At 44.2% G+C, this 20,758-nt stretch carries 16 protein-coding genes; 5 read left to right on the top strand and 11 right to left on the bottom strand.

Annotated features, from left to right (window positions below):
* Nucleotides 1–101 precede the first annotated feature (101 nt).
* A complete protein-coding gene (gene arfB, locus AACQ42_RS12835; RefSeq protein WP_017043428.1) occupies nt 102–515 on the top strand; it encodes an alternative ribosome rescue aminoacyl-tRNA hydrolase ArfB in 414 nt (137 codons plus the stop codon).
* Between the two features lie 381 nt (nt 516–896).
* The gene (locus AACQ42_RS12830) at nt 897–2,648 is read left to right on the top strand and encodes a lysophospholipid acyltransferase family protein (protein ID WP_094164808.1); all 1,752 of its coding nucleotides are present in this window, start codon (nt 897–899) and stop codon (nt 2,646–2,648) included.
* A 357-nt stretch (nt 2,649–3,005) separates the two neighbouring features.
* Here AACQ42_RS12830 and glmS read toward each other — a convergent pair whose 3' ends face one another.
* Both glmS and AACQ42_RS12820 read right to left on the bottom strand, forming a co-directional pair.
* Nucleotides 3,006–4,838 (bottom strand): glutamine--fructose-6-phosphate transaminase (isomerizing), encoded by a 1,833-nt coding sequence (glmS, locus tag AACQ42_RS12825; RefSeq protein ID WP_088731627.1) that lies wholly within the window; start codon nt 4,836–4,838, stop codon nt 3,006–3,008.
* Between the two features lie 87 nt (nt 4,839–4,925).
* A complete protein-coding gene (locus AACQ42_RS12820; protein WP_013857797.1) occupies nt 4,926–5,687 on the bottom strand; it encodes a DeoR/GlpR family DNA-binding transcription regulator in 762 nt (253 codons plus the stop codon).
* 424 nt (nt 5,688–6,111) lie between these two features.
* Here AACQ42_RS12820 and pykF point away from each other — a divergent pair, with 424 nt between their 5' ends.
* Nucleotides 6,112–7,524 (top strand): pyruvate kinase PykF, encoded by a 1,413-nt coding sequence (gene pykF / locus AACQ42_RS12815; RefSeq protein WP_026027602.1) that lies wholly within the window; start codon nt 6,112–6,114, stop codon nt 7,522–7,524.
* A gap of 103 nt (nt 7,525–7,627) precedes the next feature.
* Here the strand turns inward: pykF and AACQ42_RS12810 are convergent, their stop codons facing one another.
* The 3 genes from AACQ42_RS12810 to AACQ42_RS12800 all read right to left on the bottom strand — a co-directional run bounded on the left by AACQ42_RS12810 (nt 7,628) and on the right by AACQ42_RS12800 (nt 11,350).
* The gene (locus AACQ42_RS12810; RefSeq protein WP_017047510.1) at nt 7,628–9,493 is read right to left on the bottom strand and encodes a sensor domain-containing diguanylate cyclase; all 1,866 of its coding nucleotides are present in this window, start codon (nt 9,491–9,493) and stop codon (nt 7,628–7,630) included.
* A 165-nt stretch (nt 9,494–9,658) separates the two neighbouring features.
* Entirely contained in the window at nt 9,659–10,351 is a 693-nt protein-coding gene (locus AACQ42_RS12805) for an oxidative stress defense protein (protein ID WP_038169970.1), read from the bottom strand.
* A 102-nt stretch (nt 10,352–10,453) separates the two neighbouring features.
* Nucleotides 10,454–11,350 (bottom strand): LysR family transcriptional regulator ArgP, encoded by an 897-nt coding sequence (locus tag AACQ42_RS12800; RefSeq protein WP_017045436.1) that lies wholly within the window; start codon nt 11,348–11,350, stop codon nt 10,454–10,456.
* A gap of 122 nt (nt 11,351–11,472) precedes the next feature.
* Here AACQ42_RS12800 and AACQ42_RS12795 point away from each other — a divergent pair, with 122 nt between their 5' ends.
* Nucleotides 11,473–12,105, top strand: a complete 633-nt coding sequence (locus AACQ42_RS12795; protein ID WP_094164807.1) for a LysE/ArgO family amino acid transporter — start codon at nt 11,473–11,475, stop codon at nt 12,103–12,105.
* Nucleotides 12,106–12,179: 74 nt separating this feature from the next.
* Here AACQ42_RS12795 and mscS read toward each other — a convergent pair whose 3' ends face one another.
* From mscS to AACQ42_RS12770, 5 genes are all read right to left on the bottom strand, one after another.
* Entirely contained in the window at nt 12,180–13,043 is an 864-nt protein-coding gene (gene mscS / locus AACQ42_RS12790; RefSeq protein ID WP_026028483.1) for a small-conductance mechanosensitive channel MscS, read from the bottom strand.
* A gap of 293 nt (nt 13,044–13,336) precedes the next feature.
* Nucleotides 13,337–14,413: a class II fructose-bisphosphate aldolase gene (fbaA, locus tag AACQ42_RS12785; protein WP_013857804.1), complete on the bottom strand. Its 1,077-nt coding sequence runs from the start codon at nt 14,411–14,413 to the stop codon at nt 13,337–13,339.
* A 153-nt stretch (nt 14,414–14,566) separates the two neighbouring features.
* A complete protein-coding gene (locus tag AACQ42_RS12780) occupies nt 14,567–15,730 on the bottom strand; it encodes a phosphoglycerate kinase (protein ID WP_026027969.1) in 1,164 nt (387 codons plus the stop codon).
* A gap of 148 nt (nt 15,731–15,878) precedes the next feature.
* Nucleotides 15,879–16,904 carry an erythrose-4-phosphate dehydrogenase gene (epd, locus tag AACQ42_RS12775; RefSeq protein ID WP_094164806.1) on the bottom strand — a complete coding sequence of 342 codons (1,026 nt, stop codon included), beginning with the start codon at nt 16,902–16,904 and terminating at the stop codon, nt 15,879–15,881.
* A gap of 199 nt (nt 16,905–17,103) precedes the next feature.
* A complete protein-coding gene (locus tag AACQ42_RS12770; RefSeq protein WP_094164805.1) occupies nt 17,104–19,059 on the bottom strand; it encodes a ligand-gated channel protein in 1,956 nt (651 codons plus the stop codon).
* Between the two features lie 143 nt (nt 19,060–19,202).
* Between AACQ42_RS12770 and AACQ42_RS12765 the strand changes: the two genes are divergently transcribed.
* Complete coding sequence (locus tag AACQ42_RS12765; protein ID WP_019282284.1) at nt 19,203–20,105, top strand: LysR family transcriptional regulator; 903 nt, start codon at nt 19,203–19,205, stop codon at nt 20,103–20,105.
* 63 nt (nt 20,106–20,168) lie between these two features.
* Here the strand turns inward: AACQ42_RS12765 and AACQ42_RS12760 are convergent.
* A partial coding sequence (locus AACQ42_RS12760) for a transketolase-like TK C-terminal-containing protein (protein ID WP_303396283.1) occupies nt 20,169–20,758 on the bottom strand: 590 nt, incomplete at its 5' end.

Genomic DNA, 20,758 nt, shown 5'->3' with positions numbered 1-20,758 from the left:
GTCACTCTGTATCGCTTTTCCTAATCTAGCCACAATCTGCGGTAGATAACCTTAGCCACCTCAACTAGAATGCGGATTGAACACATTTTTACTTTGGTTGTATGCTCAAACTATCCAACACTATTGAACTGGCAGACTGGGAAATCGAACTTACTGCGATTCGTGCAGCCGGAAATGGCGGGCAAAACGTCAATAAAGTCTCCAGTGCGATCCACTTACGTTTTGACATCAGACGCTCAACGTTACCGGACATCTACAAACAAAAATTACTCGAAAGACCAGATTCCAGAATGACCAAAGAGGGCGTTATTGTCCTCAAAGCGCAATCTCACCGCACCCAAGAGCTGAATAAAGAAGATGCACTCAAACGTCTCAAAGAGATTATTCTTTCTGCGATGGTGATAGAAAAACCGCGCCGGGCAACCAAACCGACAAAAAGTTCTCAACGTCGGCGAGTTGACGAGAAAAAACGGATAGCGGCCAATAAATCATTGCGCGGTAAAGTCTCTTTTTAAATGGCTGGATTGGCAGCAAGGCAAAATAAAGAAGAAAAGAAATAAGCAACCTCGCGCTAAAAACAGCAACGGGAGCACGAAGCTCCCGTCTATTCCAGATCAGCAAAACAAAGGTTCAATTGACATTTTTATATTTTTTACAGCCATTACAAGCTAACACCAAAAATGTCGCATCAACACAAATTTGCTTCATTTTGTGAGCAATAAATTATTTAGTTTTACTAAAAAATCATTGTTGCATCCAAGATTCTAGTTCATCTCCAATTTGAGACGGGTTTCATTAAACTGTAAAAAAAGAGCCATCAATTACTCACTTAATCGCAGCCAGATTGTCATCTTCCCTCTCTAGCATAAGCACAAAGCATAAAATGCGAGGTTGCTATGCTCACGATAAGCCCTTTTAAATTACCGAGAAAAACGCCGTTTGGACTAGGCGAACACTTCACTGAGTGGGCGACAGGCCTAACTCGTTTAGATAAGTTTTATGCACAACGCCCACCCCATTGCGATACCGCAACATTTTTGCGTTTTACGTTAGAGGTATTGGGTATTGACTACCAAGTGGTGAAAGGATCATTAGCTCAAGTTCCCACTCAAGGCGCGACAGTCGTTGTTGCAAATCACCCACTTGGTTGTGTGGAAGGCGTTATTCTGGCTGAGATGCTGCTTTCAATTCGCTCAGACGTGCAGATATTAGCCAATCACTATTTAAAAACCGTACCAGAGTTAGATTCACTGTTCATTGGTGTGGATGTTTTTGAAGACAAAGCCGCGCAAAAAGCGAATATGCAAGCCTTGAGAGCCGCCAATAAACACCTTGCTCAAGGAGGGCTACTATTGATGTTTCCTGCGGGCGAAGTGTCACAATTGGTTGATAGTAAAACGCAGAAACTGGAAGACAAACAGTGGAGCCGTTCAGTCAGCCGACTGATACAAAAGCATCAAGCGACGGCGTTACCTGTGTTCATCAACGGGCAAAATTCGAAACGCTTTTACATGGCCGGAAAAATCCACCCGCTACTAAGAACGTTAATGTTGGGCCGTGAACTGCTCAATAAAAAGCATCAGCGTATCGAAATCGCCATTGGCGATGCGATCAATCATAAAGAAATCCAACATCTGTGTGATGAGACACTGGTCAGCTATTTAAGGCTAAACACCTACCTTTTAAGCCACATCAACCCAACCAAGCGCAATGAAACCAATGATGAGCCGTTACAATCCATTGCACAGCGGCTCCCCCTAAGCGCTTTGTTACACGATATTGAGCAGCTTTCTTTTTCTGATCATCTATTAAGGCATAACGAATTCGATGTGTATTGTACCAGCGCAGAAAACATCCCCTCGTTACTGCACGAAATAGGACGAGTGCGAGAGCACAATTTCAGGCTGGTAGGTGAAGGCACTGGCACCGAGCTCGATATCGATCAATACGATCGCAACTACCTGCATCTATTCATTTGGGATCGCGAAGCGCAGAAATTGGTCGGAGCTTACCGTTTAGGCTTAGTCGACCGTATTGTGCCGATAAGCGGTATTGCAGGTTTGTACTCACGAACGCTGTTTCAGTATGACCACCGCTTTCTCAATACCATAGGTAATGCAATTGAAATGGGGCGTTCAGTCGTCGACATTGAGTATCAAAAAAGTATGGCTCCGCTATTGCTGCTTTGGAAGGGAATCGCAACCTATGTGCACCGAAACCCGCACTATACGCACCTATTTGGCCCCGTAAGTATCAGCAATGATTACAGTGAAAGTGCGCGCCGTTTATTAGCCGATACAATGACGCAGCACTACTACAATAACCAACACGCCCATTTGGTAGAGGCAAGTAACCCACTCCCCAAGCAACAAGCTCCTTGGAATGCCAGTTTGCTGAGTGCATTGGCTGATTTACAGCTGCTTTCAAAAGTGATTGCCCGGTTGGATGAAGGGAAAAGCGTACCGGTGCTACTGCGTCAATACCTCGGTTTAAATGGCAAGTTAGTCAGTTTTAACGTAGACCCTGATTTTAATGATTCGTTAGATGGCTTGATTGTGGTCGATTTACGCAACGTTCCGGTGCGCAGCTTAAGCCGCTACATGGGCACTAAGGAAGCATACGAATACCTCACCCATCACACGCTTTAACTCTGTTGTTCGGGTTGTTTATACCTCCTCTTTTTAAGGGGAGGTATCCCTATAACACACTCCCCCAACCTAGCACTCCTTTTGAAGAAAACAGAGCTGAGTTTCGCATGTTGGATAGCACTATCAGGGGCGCTTTCAAATTAAAAATGGCATGCTCCCAACGCTCACAAAACTGATTCCCTCCCCCTAAAAGGGGGAGGAACAAAAGCGTTATGAGCATCTACTTTAAAAGCATTAAGTGGCAGAAGCGGATTTGTGCCGAGTCGCTTGTTTACATCACCTCGGCCAAGTGTTTGAGCAAAGAAAAACGATCAAACTTTATTGTCTTCCGACAATATGCGCTCTAACCACCTTGTATCACTCAACCGTTACGGCTTTGGCCAGATTACGAGGTTGATCGACATCCGTGCCTTTGATCAATGCGACATAGTAAGAAAGAAGCTGCATTGGAATGGTGTAGTAGATCGGCGCGGTAATTTCACTCACGTGTGGCATGGTGATGATTTTCATTGTTTCATCAGCCGCAAAGCCAGCGTCTTGATCGGCAAACACATACAGCAAACCGCCACGAGCACGTACTTCTTCAATGTTCGATTTTAGCTTCTCTAACAGCTCGTTATTTGGCGCAACCACGACAACGGGCATATCAGCATCAATCAGTGCTAATGGGCCGTGCTTTAATTCGCCCGCTGCGTATGCTTCAGCATGAATGTAAGAGATTTCCTTCAGCTTTAATGATGCTTCAAGCGCGATAGGGTAAAACTCACCACGACCTAGGAATAGAGTGTGGTGTTTATCTGCGAAATCTTCAGCCAGTGCTTCAATCTGCTTTTCATAGGCAAGGGCTGCATTAATTTGTGCAGGCAGTGCATGCAGTGCTTCAACTATTTCCGCCTCTTTTTCTTTATTAATGCACTGCTTTTGTTTACCAAGAGCGGTCACTAACATTAACAAGGTTACAAGCTGAGTAGTGAAGGCTTTGGTTGATGCCACACCAATCTCTGTTCCGGCGCGAGTCATGAATGCAAAGTCAGATTCACGAACCAGCGAAGAACCCGCTACGTTACAAATAGTCATCGCGGCCATGTAGCCTTTTTCTTTCGCCAAGCGCAAAGCGGCTAAGGTATCTGCCGTTTCACCGGATTGAGAAAGCGTGATCAACAAGCTATTTGGACGAGTGACAAATTTTCGATAGCGGAATTCAGAGGCAATTTCCACATCGCAACTCACGCCTGCCAATGCTTCAAACCAGTAACGCGCTGTCATGCCTGCGTTGTACGACGTTCCGCAAGCGACGATTTGTACGTGTTCCACTTGGCTAAGAATTTCGGCAGCGTTCACGCCAATGCTTTCTGTCACTACGCTGTCTTTGGTGATACGGCCTTCCATGGTGTTAATCAATGCCGTTGGCTGTTCAAAGATCTCTTTTTGCATGAAATGACGATATTTACCTTTATCGCCAGCGTCGTGCTCTGCGTTAGATTCGCTAATTTCACGCGTCACCTGTTCGCCGTTTGCAGCAAAAACCGTCACATCGCGGCGCGTAACTTCCGCGACATCACCCTCTTCAAGATACATAAAGCGGCGTGTAACATTCAGCAAAGCTAATTGGTCTGAAGCTAAGAAATTCTCACCGACACCAAAACCGATCACGATCGGGCTACCAGAGCGAGCAACCACAACACGGCTTGGATCTTTGCGATCAAGTACCACAGTACCGTAAGCACCCTCGAGTTGTTTAACCGTTTTTTGCACCGCTTCAAGCAGTGAACTGGCCGTGCGCAGTTCCCACTCAACAAGGTGAGCAATCACTTCGGTATCGGTTTGCGATTCAAAAAGGTAGCCGCGTTCACGCAGAACGTCACGTAGCGTTTCATGGTTTTCGATAATGCCGTTATGCACAACCGCAATATCGCCCGACATGTGTGGGTGAGCATTAATTTCGGAAGGTTCACCGTGTGTCGCCCAGCGTGTGTGCGCAATGCCAGTGCCTCCGGCAATATGTTGTTTTTCGACTGCATCGGCTAGCTCTTGCACTTTGCCTAAACGACGAACGCGCGTTAATTGACTCGCACTATCCACCACAGCAACACCGGCTGAATCATAGCCGCGGTATTCCAAGCGGCGTAGTCCTTCCACTAAAATTTCAGCCACATCTCGTTGTGCTACTGCACCGACGATTCCACACATAAGGTTTTTACTCCATTTTAGATTTATGCTTCATCCCTAAAGCCGCAAGCGAAGGCCTTTATTTAGGAATGGTTGAATAGGGGTTAATTAGGCTCGGATCACTCGCACTTGGTGCGATTCAATCAATGCGGCATCTTGAACGGTTAGATCGTTATCGGTCACTAACACGTCGATATGCTCCCAAGCGAGCTCAAGGTTGGGAATTTTTCGGCCAACTTTGTCTGATTCGATCATCACGATCACTTCTCGTGAGACTTCGGCCATCACTTTGCTCAGGCCAATCAGTTCATTGAAGGTGGTGGTGCCACGTTCAAGATCAATACCGTCAGCGCCAATAAACAGTTGGTCAAAATCGTAAGAACGCAGTACCGATTCAGCCACTTTGCCCTGAAAGGACTCGGAATGGGTATCCCAAGTACCGCCCGTCATTAATAGTGTCGGTTCACTTTCTAGTTCATTAAGGGCATTCGCTACGTGCAATGAGTTGGTCATCACAACCAAACCGCGTTTATCATTCAGTTGCTGAATTAATGCTGCCGTAGTACTACCACAGTCAATAACGATGCGATTGTGGTCTCGAATTAACTTAGCCGCCGCCTTAGCCAGCTTTATCTTTCGATTCGAAACTTTAGGATTAAACTCATCATTGACCACCTCTTTAGGCAGTGCAATCGCACCACCGTAACGGCGTAAGAGTTGACCGTTTTTCTCTAAAGAGGCCAAATCCTTTCTAATCGTCACCTCTGAGGTTTCAAACTGAGCAGAGAGTGCATCAACACTGACCTCACCCTGTTCATTCACAAGGTTAGCGATGGTGTGTCTTCTCAGTTGTGTATTTCGTTTCGACATTTATATTTTTCTTCAATATTACGAATCGAAAGCAATATTAATCGAATCGAAACTTTATTGTCTATTTATTTCGATCTAAAAAATTAATAATTCACGCTAAAACCTTGTCCTAAGACAATTCTTAGGCAGTGATATTGAACTCATTAGGTGGTAGAATTCGCGCCGAAAAGAAAAAAAATTACAGAATTGACTGTTATTCTTTTGCAACTTAACCGATTTAAACTCAATAAGTGGCAAAATAACGCTATAAAATCGACAATGCTTGGTCATAAAATGACTAAACTGTTGAAAGACTTTCAGCTCTAATGTCACAAAATCACATCAATATTGTTGGGTAATAGATAAGAAAAATTGCCGCTTGTGATGACGCTAGAACACTCAACCAACTTCAAATTGTAATCATATTTACCGGAGAGAACCTTCCATGAAAAAGACCAAAATCGTATGTACGATTGGCCCTAAAACTGAATCTGTAGAGAAGCTTACTGAGCTAGTGAATGCTGGCATGAACGTTATGCGTTTGAACTTCTCTCACGGTGACTTCGTAGAACACGGCACTCGTATTGCGAACTTCCGTAAAGTAATGGAAAACACTGGTAAACAGCTTGCGATCCTTTTAGACACTAAAGGTCCTGAAATCCGTACCATCAAACTAGAAAATGGTGATGACGTTGATCTCGTGGCTGGCCAGGATTTCACTTTCACTACTGATGCAACTGTTGTAGGTAACAAAGATAAAGTTGCCGTGACTTACTTAGGTTTTGCTAAAGACCTTACTGTAGGTAACAAAATTTTGGTTGATGACGGCCTGATTGAAATGGAAGTGATTGCAACCACAGAAACTGAAGTGAAATGTAAAGTGCTGAACAACGGCGCGCTAGGTGAAAACAAAGGTGTTAACCTTCCTAACGTATCAGTGAACCTTCCAGCTCTTTCTGAAAAAGATAAAGCAGACCTTAAATTTGGTTGTGAGCAAGGCGTTGATTTTGTTGCAGCTTCTTTCATTCGTAAAGCTGACGACGTACGTGAAATCCGCGAACTGCTAACAGCAAACGGCGGCGCAGATATCCAAATCATCTCTAAAATTGAAAACCAAGAAGGCGTTGATAACTTCGACGAAATTCTTGAGCTTTCTGACGGTATCATGGTTGCTCGTGGCGACCTAGGTGTTGAGATCCCTGCTGAAGAAGTTATCTTTGCACAGAAGATGATGATCGAAAAATGTAACCGCGCACGTAAAGTGGTTATCACAGCAACTCAAATGCTTGATTCAATGATCAAGAACCCACGTCCAACTCGCGCAGAAGCTGGCGACGTAGCCAACGCGGTAATGGATGGTACAGATGCAGTGATGCTTTCTGGCGAAACAGCAAAAGGTAAATACCCTGTTGAAGCGGTCACTATCATGGCGCAAATCTGTGCTCGTACTGACCGCGTTCTACAAGCTGAGTTGGGTTCTCGTTTAGACAGCCCACGCCTACGCATTACTGAAGCCGTATGTAAAGGTGCAGTAGATACTGCTGAGAAATTGGCGGCTCCACTTATCGTGGTCGCAACTGAAGCGGGTAAATCAGCTCGTTCAGTGCGTAAGTACTTCCCAACTGCGAACATCATTGCTGTAACTACTAACAAGAAAACGGCGGCTCAACTCGTTCTAACTAAAGGTGTAACACCGGTTGTTGTTGATACTATCGACAGCACTGATGCGTTCTACATCAATGGTAAAGAGATTGCACTGGCTTCTGGTCTAGGCAAGAAGGGTGACATCGTAGTGATGGTTTCTGGTGCACTTGTTGCCTCAGGTACAACCAACACAGCTTCTGTTCACGTTCTATAATCGAACGTCGAATACAAAGCAGAAAAAATCGGGGCTTGCCCCGATTTTTTATTTTCGCTATTTACGCTTTACTTGCCAAACCCATCACTCTTTGTGGTATGCCTTAAGCAAGATCATCACTGCTTTTGCACAGTGAAATTCGATTTCGCCCTAAGGTTTTCGCCTCATATAAAGCAATGTCAGCGCATTTATACGAGCGTTTACCATCTGCGGTTAAGTCAGTAAAGCCAGCGCTGATAGTCACGGTGAGGCTTTGCTCTACCGCTACTCGTAATCGGTCTAGGACAGTCTCGGCTTCTTCTACAGAAGTATGCGGCATAATAATCGCAAACTCTTCACCGCCAATACGTGCCAGAAAATCCGTGGTACGCAATGTTTGGCTCAAAATTTCACCAACTTTAATAATGACGCGATCACCTTCATCATGTCCTTGTTCATCATTCACTCGTTTAAAGTAATCAATATCAATTAAGACGAGACAAACATGATGGCTTTCGGGATAACGTTGAATGATGTGCGTATGATGCTGCAATTCTGCTTCAAATTTACGCCGATTCCATAGCTGAGTTAACGCATCTTTTTCACTCAATTCTCGCAATCGGTTTTCTAAGACTTTGTACTGAGTAATATCGACTAAAGAGGTGATGTAATAACTGACTTTAGTCGCCTCTTTAATCGCTTGAATTCTCATGATGGCGGTTAGCGTCTCACCTTGTGTATTGACCATTTCTACTTCACCTTCCCAGAAATGTTGCTGCGATACCTCTTCAAGCACCTCGAGCATAAACTCCATACCATTTGGACTGAGCAGTAACTTTAATGCGTTACTGCCTTTTATCTCGTCAATAGTCAGACCGGTAATCTTTTCAAATTCGCCATTAACCATCATCACTTTGTGCTTTCTGTCTGAGATCATCACTGCAGACATACCATTCAAGGCCGCTCTTGCCAATTTGCTTTCAATACTTCGATGATGGTAATGCAACGCCATAGAAACCATGGGAAGCGCAAAAATGAGTATAACGAAGAAGACAAAAAAAGCTTCTTTGATTAAATCGTTGACGTCACGCTTCGCTCGATGATCTAATTGCTCATCGGTGAGTTGAATCATCAAAAAAACAGGTTTCAATGAAGCAAATTTAAGGGTTTTATAAACCGTAACCTTGCCATTTTCGAATACATAGCCAGAAGGAGTTGTCTGCATCTGCTGCCAAGTTTTCGGTAGCAGAAGTGCAAGATTCTCGTATTGATTGGACGGTAATAAGTCTCCAAATAATTTGGTTTTATCGTTGGAAGACCAATAGAAACCTGAATCGCCGATCAGCTCAGGAGTTAATTGTGGATCACGGACATGATTTAAACGCGAAGATTGTGACCAAATATCAACATTGAGGACTAAATAGCCTTTTCGTTCCCCTAATACGGTAACTGGCGTAATCACACATAGCATCGGCTGTATAGCCGCAGCACTTCGAGCACTAGCCAATGCAATGCCCCAAACCCCCACTTCTCCCTCTGACAGGTTTTCTGCAAAGGCAACATAACCATGATGTGACAGGTCTTGAAGATTTTTTGCACTAGAGGCTAAATGGTTGTCCGCAGAATAATCAATACGAAGTCGCTCATGCCCAGATAAATCCAAAAGTGTAATCGAACTGTACCATGTCTGCTTTTCAGCAACCGAAGACCATATATTTTCAAGATGCTGCTGGTTTATCTCTGAAGGAGAAAAAATAAATTCATACAAACTTTGGCTTCGACTAAGCAAATCAATAATGGAACCGACCTGAGCTTTCAACCCCCGATACTGTCGCTCACTTTCATTGAGTTGATCAAACGCCTCCGCTACCGTGTTTTGCGTTGCGTTGTCTTTCACTTCTTGGTAGCGCTGATAGTAATACCCAGTCACTATTGCGCTGAATAAGAAACAAATGATGAGAAGGATGCTGATTATTTTTGTGTATCTCATGACTTGTCTAAATATTAACCCTAAATAGTGATGAGCGGATTATAGCATCTTAAAAAATAGACAAAACAAAAAGCTACCGATTAATAATACAATCAATTTATGGAAGTAAAGGCTCGTTTTTATCCATTTTAAATTAACCAATCAATCAGTAGCTTAGGTAAGGGCTTAGTTGTTTAATTGATAGACTACGTCCACCCTATCGCGAATAATAAGCGTCGAGTCTTGGTAACTATTAGATTCAGATTTTGCATCCATTGCCATAGCACGCATCATAATCGGCTGCACGCTGGGCGAGTTGTAGTCTATCTGCCACACATCACCTAATTTCAACTTAAATCCTTCCGCCAATGATAGTGCTTTGGTATTCGCATCTTGAATCGCCGCTAGCCGAGCTTGTTGCTGGTATTGATCTTGATTCCGAACTTTAAGTTGAATATTGTCGACTTGGTTAATGCCCTCACCGAGCGCTACATCAAGGTATTGATTAAGCTGGCTTAAATCTTCAACCTCAACCGTGACACTTCTTGTTGCTTGATAACCCACTAACTCAGGCTTACCGGACTTAGGGTAGTGATATTGAGGGGCAAGGTAGAGATTTGAACTCGATATTTGTTGGGAAGTCACACCGGATTCTTTCAAACGCGCCACAAATGCTTCTACCACTTTGTCGACCGCTCTTTTTGCCTGCTCCGCCGTCAGCGTCGATTCAACCACTTTAACTGAAAACTCAGCCATATCAGGTGCCGCAACGACTTCACCATAACCTGTCGTTGAAAGATGAGGAAAATTCATTTCCTGCGCCATAGAACCAAAACTGAGCAATCCAGATAATAGCGTTACACTTGTCATTAATTTCATGGGAGTTACCTTACTCAAATGGGTGAATACATCATAGGCGATACTCTATATAAGCACAGTTAATAGCTTATGAAATGACACAACTTTGACGTTGAACTTTTGTCATTGCGGCAACACTTGGCGAGCATATTGAACGATGGCCTGAGAAATTTCCTGTAATATTCCCGTTTCTAACTGCCAATGATGCCAATAAATACGGTTGGTTAAAATGAACCCTGGTGTAATATCGGTAAGCGTGCCTATTTCGAGCTCTTGTGCTATCTGTAAGCGGGGGATCAAACAATACGCCGCACCGGATAGGGCTAATTTAACAAAGGCTTCTGAACTACCCACGGTATGGTTTATGACGGCATCTCTTGGCACATTGAAGTGATCATGCAAATATTTTTTATGCAGATCATCATACTGATCATACGATACCGCTGGTGCTTTTTTTAAAGTATGAAAGTTCACACCTTGAGAAAAATAACGCTGATAAAACTCCGGGCTGGCAACACACACATAGTCCATTCGGCCTAAGTAGTCAGCATGACAACCAGGAATGGCTTGCGATTCTAAGCTTATTGCGCCAGCTACTTCGCCATTTTTAATTTTTTCGATCGTACGTGACTCACCGAAAACCGTCAGGTTCAACTCAACTTGCCGCGTTTTCATCGTATTCGATAACGCAGGAAGTAACCAAGTGGCCAAACTGTCCGCATTAGTGGCAATAGCTATTGAAACAGGCCGCGTATTCTCCTCATTCATCAATTCAGGCACCAGTTCATTTTCAAGCAAACACACCCTACGATACAGCCCTAGCAATTTTTTTCCCACCAGCGTTGGCCTTGGTGGCTGCTCTCGAATCAGGACCGGTTGGGCGATAAATCTCTCTAATTGCTTGATTCTTTGAGAAATAGCCGATTGTGAAATATAGAGATTTTCAGCAGCTCGTTCAAAGCTTCCTTGTTGCAGTACCGCATCTAATGCCTCAATCCATTTGTAATCTAGCCCTCTCATCCAAGGCTCCTTTTTATGATTATTAGTATTACTAATATAATATTAAAATCATTAATTATACTTATTTTTATACTCTCGCTATTGTGCGCTCACTGTATTGAATGATTAAGATGAGGTGAGCTGTGAATGTGTGGATTTTGCTACAAGGTTTTGGATTAGGTGCAACGATGATTATTCCTATTGGTGCACAAAATGCCTATGTGCTAAACCAAGGAATTAAGCGCAATCACCACTTAACGGCGGCGACCATCTGTAGTCTACTGGATGTGATTTTTATTTCTCTGGGTATATTTGGTGGCGGTGCCCTACTCTCAAGTAACGAAATCTTACTGACCTCGGTTACCTTAGGCGGTGTTGCTTTTCTCTCATTTTATGGATTTATTTCTTTAAGGAGTGCCTTCACTTCAACAAGCACTAATGAATCGGATGGCGAAGTGATCGCACGTGGTAAACGAACGGTTATTTTGGGCGCGTTAGCCGTTACTGTGCTTAACCCACATTTATACTTAGATACGGTTGTGATTTTGGGATCGATTGGTGGTCAGTTTGAAGGCAATGATCGCATCGCGTTTGCGCTAGGAACCATGATGGCCTCTTTTGTATGGTTTTATTCTTTATCAATTGGTGCTGCGAAACTGGGGCCGACGCTCTCAAAGCCTAACGTGAAGAAAGGAATAGACATGGCCGTGGCCGCAATGATGTTTAGCATCGCCTTTATCCTTGCAAAAGGGCTGGCAATTCAATATCTGGTGTAAGTGTATAACCAACAAAAAGAAAGGGCATAAACTGAATAATCATTTCATGCCCTTTTCACTTGATTGAAAATGAATTAATTCATTTTATTCAGATGAACATCCATTTGTGGGAATGGGATCTCAATACCTTCTTTATCCAACTCTTCTTTGATGGCTTGTAACAAATCAAAATAAACAGCCCAATACTCTGCCGTTTTCACCCAAGGGCGAACCACAAAATTGACTGAAGAATCGGCCAAGGCCATTACACCAATAGTCGGTGCAGGATCTTTCAACAAACGAGGCTCTGCCGCGACTACTTTAGCCAGCACTTCCTTGGTTTTTTGCAGATTGGACTTATAAGAAACACCAATCACCAAATCAATACGACGAGTGTCATGGCGTGAATAGTTAACAATTGGGCCACTGATGATCGAACCATTAGGCACAATCACCATTTTATTGTCAGGCGTGCGCAGTACTGTTGAAAAAATTTGAATCGATTCAACCGATCCAGCAGTACCACTCACTTCCACGTAATCACCGGATTTAAATGGGCGGAATGCCACAATCAAAACGCCCGCAGCAAAGTTTGATAGGGAGCCTTGTAGCGCTAAACCAACCGCCAAACCAGCCGCACCGATAATGGCCACAACAGAAGCGGTTTGCACACCAATGCGACCTAAAGCGGCAATTAATACCACCACAAATAGCGTATAACGGACTAGACCATGAACAAACTCAACAACTGCTTTGTCCATGTCTTTCTTTTTCAGAGCCTTGGCAACACTTCCAGCCACAGCTTTAACAACAATGTTACCGATAAATAGGATCAGAATAGCGGAAATAATATTGACGCCGTATTGTATCAAAAGATCTGAATTATTGGTCAGCCAAGTATTGGCTTGCGCTAAACCATCGACTAATGGAGCTTCGATGCCCATTGATTCACCTGACATATTGCATTTCCTCTTTATAAAATCATTTTGAATGTTGTTACCACTGAACATCAAAGACAAAAAACGACTGACAGCAGAGTGTCAGTTTTTTGGCACAATATCTCACTTTGGTTATGTTGCAAAGTCAGTTTTATGTAAACACTGACAAAACAAATAGTTACTTGGAAGCATTGATATGAGCTTGTTAGAGGTTAAGCAATATTTTAACAATCCGCCAGTCATTTTGTCTGAATCTCGGCCATAAAAAAACCCGCTCATTGAGCGGGTTCATCACTTAGTCCAGATAAATGAACTTATAGTACGTCGATCGCATTAAGGTCAGCGAAGGCTTTCTCTAAACGAGCAACCATCGATGCTTGACCAGCACGTAGCCATACGCGTGGATCGTAGTATTTCTTGTTTGGCGCAGATTCACCCGTAGGGTTACCAATTTGACCTTGTAGGTAATCATGGTTTTCAGCTTCGTACTGACGGATACCGTCCCAAGTTGCCCACTGAGTATCAGTATCGATGTTCATTTTGATAACACCATAGCTGATTGACTCTTTGATCTCGGCTTCAGAAGAACCAGAACCACCGTGGAATACGAAGTTTAGAGAGTTCGCTGGAAGGCCAAATTTCTCAGAAACATACGCTTGTGAATCACGTAGGATAGTTGGAGTCAGTACCACGTTACCCGCTTGGTAAACACCGTGTACGTTACCAAAAGAAGCTGCGATAGTGAAACGGTGGCTCACTGCGCTCAATTTCTCGTAAGCGTAAGCTACGTCTTCAGGAGAAGTGTACAGCTCAGATGAATCCATGTCTGAGTTGTCAACGCCGTCTTCTTCGCCACCAGTACAACCCAGTTCGATCTCGATAGTCATACCCATTTTAGCCATACGCTCTAGGTATTTCGCACAAGTTTCAACGTTCTCTTCTAGAGACTCTTCAGAAAGGTCTAGCATATGAGAAGAGAATAGAGGCTTACCAGTTTGAGCGAAGAACTCTTCGCCAGCGTCTAGTAGACCGTCGATCCAAGGAAGTAGTTTCTTCGCAGCGTGGTCAGTGTGAAGAATAACAGGCACACCGTAAGTTTCTGCTACAGCGTGAACATATTTCGCGCCAGCAACCGCACCTAGGATTTGTGCACCTTGACCAGCAAGTTTAACGCCTTTACCAGCAAAGAAAGCCGCGCCACCGTTAGAGAACTGAACAACCACTGGCGCTTTAACTTTAGATGCAGCTTCAAGAACCGCATTGATAGAGTCAGTGTTCACTACGTTTACTGCAGGAAGAGCAAAGTTATTTTGTTTTGCAACTTCAAATACTTTCTGTACGTCATCGCCAGAAATTACGCCTGGTTTTACGAAATCGAAGATCTTAGACATGGATTTGATCCTATTTTTTCTATCGTTTTAAAAATAAAACAGTTAAGTTTAAATTCTTGCAAACGTTTGCTCACAACTGGCGTCATTCTATCAGAATAAAAACACACGTGCAGCAAACAAGAAAGCGGGAATCACTCCCGCTTTCATTAGTCATTAAGCTTTCGCGCGTGCTTCTAGCATTTCAACCGCTGGTAGTACTTTACCTTCAACAAACTCAAGGAATGCACCGCCGCCAGTAGAGATGTAAGATACGTCGGCTTTGATACCGAACTTGTCGATTGCCGCTAGTGTGTCACCACCACCAGCCACTGAGAAACCTGCAGATTTCGCAATCGCTTCAGAGATACCTTTTGTACCTGCTTCGAAGTTTTTGAATTCAAATACGCCAACAGGACCGTTCCATAGAATGGTTTTTGCGTTAGCGATGATTTCAGCCAGTTGTGCGGTTGAGTCTGGACCTAGGTCGAAAATCATATCGTCATCTTGAACATCCGCCACGTTTTTGATTTCCGCTTCTGCGTTTTCATCAAAGGCTTTTGCACAAGCAACATCTGTTGCTACTGGAATAGAACACTCTTTCATCAACTTTTTAGCCGTTTCAAGCAAGTCTGCTTCATATAGAGACTTACCTACGTTGTGGCCTGCTGCTGCGATGAAAGTGTTAGCAATACCACCGCCAACAACCAGTTGGTCAGCAATTTTAGATAGCGATTCTAGAACCGTTAGTTTAGTAGACACTTTTGAGCCACCAACGATAGCCACTAATGGACGCTCTGGGTTATCCATGGCTTTGCCTAGTGCTTCAAGTTCTGCTGCCAATAGTGGACCAGCACAAGCGATAGGTGCTTGCATACCAATGCCGTGAGTTGAGGCTTGTGCACGGTGAGCCGTACCAAATGCATCCATCACAAATACGTCACAAAGAGCGGCGTACTTTTTAGATAGTTCTTCTTCGTTCTTTTTCTCGCCTTTGTTAAAGCGAACGTTTTCTAGAACAACAAGCTCACCTGCGTTTAGCTCTAGGCCATCTAGGTAATCTTTTGCCAGTTTTACTTCGCAATCTAGCGCGTCGTTCAGGTAATTAACCACTGGTAGTAGAGAGAACTCTTCCGCGTATTCGCCTTCAGTTGGACGACCTAGGTGAGAAGTAACCATCACTTTAGCGCCCGCCGCTAGGCAGTGCTGAATTGTTGGTAGCGATGCAAGAATACGTGCATCAGAAGTTACTTTGCCATCTTTCACTGGTACGTTTAGGTCAGCACGGATAAATACGCGTTTACCTGCTAGGTCCAGGTCGGTCATCTTGATTACAGACATGGTTTGTCCTCTCAAATATTAATAAATAAAGTTTTTGGAAACCCGGCAACCTTGCCGAGCCTATAAATTCTTCAAACTGGTTATCGATATGGAGATTTGAGTTATTTATTTCAAGCCTGAAAATAAATAAATCTCCATCATCCTGCTACTACTCGGATGCTTGCATTGCGAGTGCCGTATCCAGCATGCGATTCGCAAAGCCCCATTCGTTATCACACCAAACGAGCATTTTAACAAGCTGCCCGTTGCTCACTCTTGTTTGTGAACCATCAACAATCGCACTATGGGGATCGTGGTTAAAATCGATGGAAACAAGCGGAGCTTCAGTATAGTCAACAATGCCACGTAATGTACACTGAGATGCGTTAACAATGGTTTGATTTACGTCATTAACTTTCACATTTGTATTAATTGTGACACTCAAATCCATCGCGGTGACATTAACTGTCGGTACGCGCACTGATATAGCTTCAAATTTGTTAGAAAATTTCGGAAAGATCCTTTCAATTCCTTTGTGCAACTTGGTGTCCACTGGAATGATGGATTGGCTTGCAGAACGTGTTCGACGCAAATCGGTGTGGTAGGCATCGATCACTTGTTGATCATTCATTGACGAGTGAATGGTGGTAATGGTTCCTGAATCGATACCAAACGCTTCATCAAGCACTTTAATAATCGGTACAATGCAGTTGGTGGTACAGGATCCGTTTGACACAATGCGATGTTCTGCGGTTAGCGTCTCATGGTTGACCCCATAAATGATCGTATTATCGAGATCATGTGAGCCGGGATGTGAAAAGAGTACCTTCTTTGCACCTGCCTCAATGTGCTCCAAACCATCGGCTTTTGAGCCGTACACACCCGTGCAGTCGAGCACAATATCAACGCCTAAATCGCGCCATGGCAGAAGTTTGATTTCACTAAGGTGCAAAATTCGAATCGAATCGTATTCACCCTGTCCATGGTGGACATAGATGTGCTCTTGGTCATTGGTGATCTTTTTACCAAATCGACCATGAGTAGTGTCGTATTGCAGTAGGTGCGCCATCGCATCAGGTAGCGCCAGCTCGTTCACCGCTACCACTTTTATCTGCTGACTTTTTCCACTTTCATATATCGCACGCAGCACGTTGCGCCCGATACGCCCAAAACCATTGATCGCGACTTTAAGCATCATTCCATCGTCTTAACTTTTTTCGTGGTACAGATAGTAACCGATAGCGACCAAGAGCAACACCCCAAGCCATCAGTTGTCGCAAAAGATTCTGTTTCTAAACGGACTCAAGGTACAAGCAACGGCGGCTACGACAAGAAAGATGACCATAAAAAATGGCTCACCAAACGGGAGCCATTTCATTTGCGGTATTGATGGTTTAAAAGTTAACGTCAATACCTAACCAATAACGACGTCCATCTTCTACATAGCCATATTCTTGGTATGAAACTTCTTCATCGAGTAGATTGTAAATCGCACCTTTCAAGCTTACTTGAGAAGAAAGCGCGTAAGTGATGCCAGTATCGATGAACTGATAAGCTGGCTCAATCAAGCTGCTACGAGAAGGGCCAGTGACTGGGTTGCTCTCTTTTCCACGATAAGTCAGCTTCAACCAACTGCTCAAGTTGTCAGTCGCTTGCCAATCAATATCAGCGCTGAAGCGATGTTCAGGTTGTTGCTCAAGTGGCATACCTTGATATTTTCCGGTTTTTTGCTCTGAGTCAGTAAAGGTATAGCTCGCGTTGAAATAAACCGTTTCTGTGATAGGTAAACCGAGCGTACTTTCAACCCCTCGCGTGTACGCTTCATCAACGTTCACTCGATAGGTGGGATCAGAGCCCCACTCGTTCGGGCCTGCAGTACAGACGTTGCTTGGGCACACAACACGGGTAATTTTGTCTTTGAAATCATTATGGAAGAAAGTCAAACTCGCGTTAAGACCCTCTCCATTTTGGTACATCAACCCCAACTCTTTGTTAATCGAGGTTTCGGGTTTTAAGTCTGGATTACCGTAAATATTACCGCCTTGACTCACCTGCGCCCAATTTGACGTGACTTCTCTGAGCTGCGGTGAACGGAAACCCGTGGCCACGCCACCTTTCAGAATCCACGCTGGATTGATGGTCCACACGCCATACGCTCTTGGGCTAAAATGAGAACCATAATTTTCATCGTGGTCAACACGGCCACCTAAGGTTAGGTTAAACGACTCGGTCATGCGCCACTCGTCTTCAACAAACGCCGCCCATTGAGTGCTTTCAATCTGAGTTAAATCAGAGGCTTTATTTGAGGTGAAATCTTCTAACTTTGAATGTGAAGCCTCAATGCCTACGGTTGCCGTATTGTTAGTCAATGGCACCACTAAGCTTGATTTAGCCACCGTATTGATGATCTCCATCTCACGGCTTTTATTATTACTTACTTCACGTTGGACATAAGTATCCGACACACCATAGTCGCCCCAATCCCCTTGGTGAGAAAGGGAAATATAGGTTCTACGGTATTCGTTTAAGCTGTCTTCGCACCCACCTTTACAACCTGTCGTTGGCACGGATAACCCTACATTGCCTCGGCGATCTTGTGCGGAAGTACCCACTTCAAAAGTCAGATCATGCTGCTCATTAAGTTGGTAGTTCAACTTTGAAGTTAAACTTTTTAAGCTTTTGTCTTGGTAGCCACGTTCAATCTTATCTTCATCGCGTTCGGTACTCTGTCCATAAACTTGCAGAGAAAGATTGTCGGCCAGTGGCCCTGTCAGGAAGAAATTGACGCCGTTCTGATCGCCAGAATTGCGATTTTCTTGGAAAACCGTATCCAACTGAACACTGCCTGACCACTCTTGATTATCTTTTCGTGTGATGATGTTGATCACACCACCAATGGCATCTGAACCATACAAAGTCGACATTGGGCCACGAATCACTTCAATTCGTTCAATGGCTTGCAGTGGTGGCATCCATCCCTGCTCAATACCTGGGCCATCACTATTTGGTCGAGTTTGACGTGAAGATTGACGCTTACCATCGACTAACATCAAGGTGTAGTTTGAACTCATACCGCGCAAGCTGATGTCTGTTTTGTCACCACCTCCAGTCACCAACACGCCCGGCACACTGCGCAGTGCATCGGTTACATCACGATAATAACGTGATTGCAACTCTTCTCGTGTAATCACACTGATACTCGCTGGAGCCTGCGCTTGTGTTTGTTCAAAACCAGCCGCCGTCACCACTAATTTCTCATAAGATTGAATTTCTTCAGCGAACACGTGTGATGAGGTGAATAACCCGAGCGCCGCAGTAATTGCAACATTCAGCGGATTGAGTCTGGACATGTACCACTCCTTTAAATGATAATGATTATTAATTTCAGGAGTGGATTATTCATAATTTTGATGATTGAGATAGATAGACAGATGGAATGGTCGATACCAAATATGGAACACAGTGATGATTAGATTAAAAGGCCATTTTACTTATGCATGATTTCAGTGCGATCAAAGCTTTCCATGCTCTCTGTCAATACAAAAGCCTGACTGCGGCGGCGAAAGCGCTGGAACAGCCTAAGTCCACCCTCAGTCGACGTTTGGCGTCTTTGGAAAACGATCTCGGACAAGCCTTAATTGCTCGGCAAGGCAACCGTCTAACTTTGACTAAAGCTGGGCAAGTTTTTGCAGTTTATACAGAACAACTGCTTGAATTAGCAGAAAAAAGCCATGAAGCACTGCAAGAGTTTAATAACCAAATCAGCGGTGAAATGACCTTGGTGGTTCATCCGAACTTAATTCGTGGCTGGTTAAGCAATGTATTGGATGAATTCATGCAAACCCACACCGAAATCAACATTCGACTCTACAGCCAATATGTGGCAGAAGAGTCGCATCTTGAGCCTGATTTATTGATTTGGATTGGCCCGTTTGCTCAACAAGGCTGGAGACGTGAATTGCTCGGCCATTGGCAATATTCACCTTATGCGTCGCCACACTATCTTGCCAATAACGACATGCCAGAGCATCCACAAGATCTAGTCAAACATCCTTGGATTGATTTTATCGCTTTTCGCCAAGAAGCTTTGGCTCTCATCCATCCTATTCACGGCAGCTATCTTTTACCTGCGCTCACAAGCCGCTTGCAGAGTGATAATTTAGCTATGCAAGCGGATGCGATAGCCAAAGGAAGAGGCATCGGCTTACTGCCGACATGGTTTGCCAAAGGCTTTGAACAAGCGCACCCAAACAGTGTGCAAGCATGTTTGCCAGAATGGTTGTCGCCACCCACTGAAATTAGTTGTCATTATCCAGCAGGCAGACATCCGCTCAAACTGCGTCTGTTTATCGACGCGCTACGTCAAGCCTGTCCTGAAGAATGGAAAGCACCATAAACATCAAGATCAAAAAAGCCCAGCGAATGACTCGCTGGGCTTTTGCATTAAAAATAAGAAGACTTAAGCAAGCAGCTCTTGTGCTTGTTTCACCACGTTTTCAGTCGTAAAGCCGAACATTTTGAACAGTTGATCCGCCGGTGCTGACTCACCAAAGGTAGTCATACCGATGATCTTGCCGCCAAAACCAACGTACTTGTACCAGAAATCCGCGATACCTGCTTCAATTGCAATACGCTTAGTCACGGCGGCTGGTAGTACGGCTTCGCGGTAGGCTGCGTCTTGTTTATCAAACGCATCGGTTGATGGCATCGAAACTACACGCACTTTCTTACCTTCGGCTGTAAGTTGCTCTGCGGCTTTCACCGCCAGTTCAACTTCAGAGCCAGTGGCAATCAGGATAAGTTCAGGCTGACCCGCGCACTCTTTTAGGATGTAACCACCTTTCGCGATATCCGCAACTTGCGCTTCGCTACGTGGTTGCTGCGCTAGGTTTTGACGAGAGAAAATCAGCGCTGATGGGCCATCTTTACGCTCAATCGCCAACTTCCATGCGACGGCTGATTCCACTTGGTCACACGGACGCCATGTGCTCATGTTCGGTGTCAAACGCAGTGAAGCCACTTGCTCAACCGGTTGATGGGTTGGGCCAT

Source organism: Vibrio sp. V12_P9A6T4 (assembly GCF_963874835.1).
GTDB classification, from domain to species: domain Bacteria; phylum Pseudomonadota; class Gammaproteobacteria; order Enterobacterales; family Vibrionaceae; genus Vibrio; species Vibrio anguillarum.
Note: the sequence above shows the minus strand (reverse complement) of the source record. Positions and strands in the feature narration are given on the sequence as shown.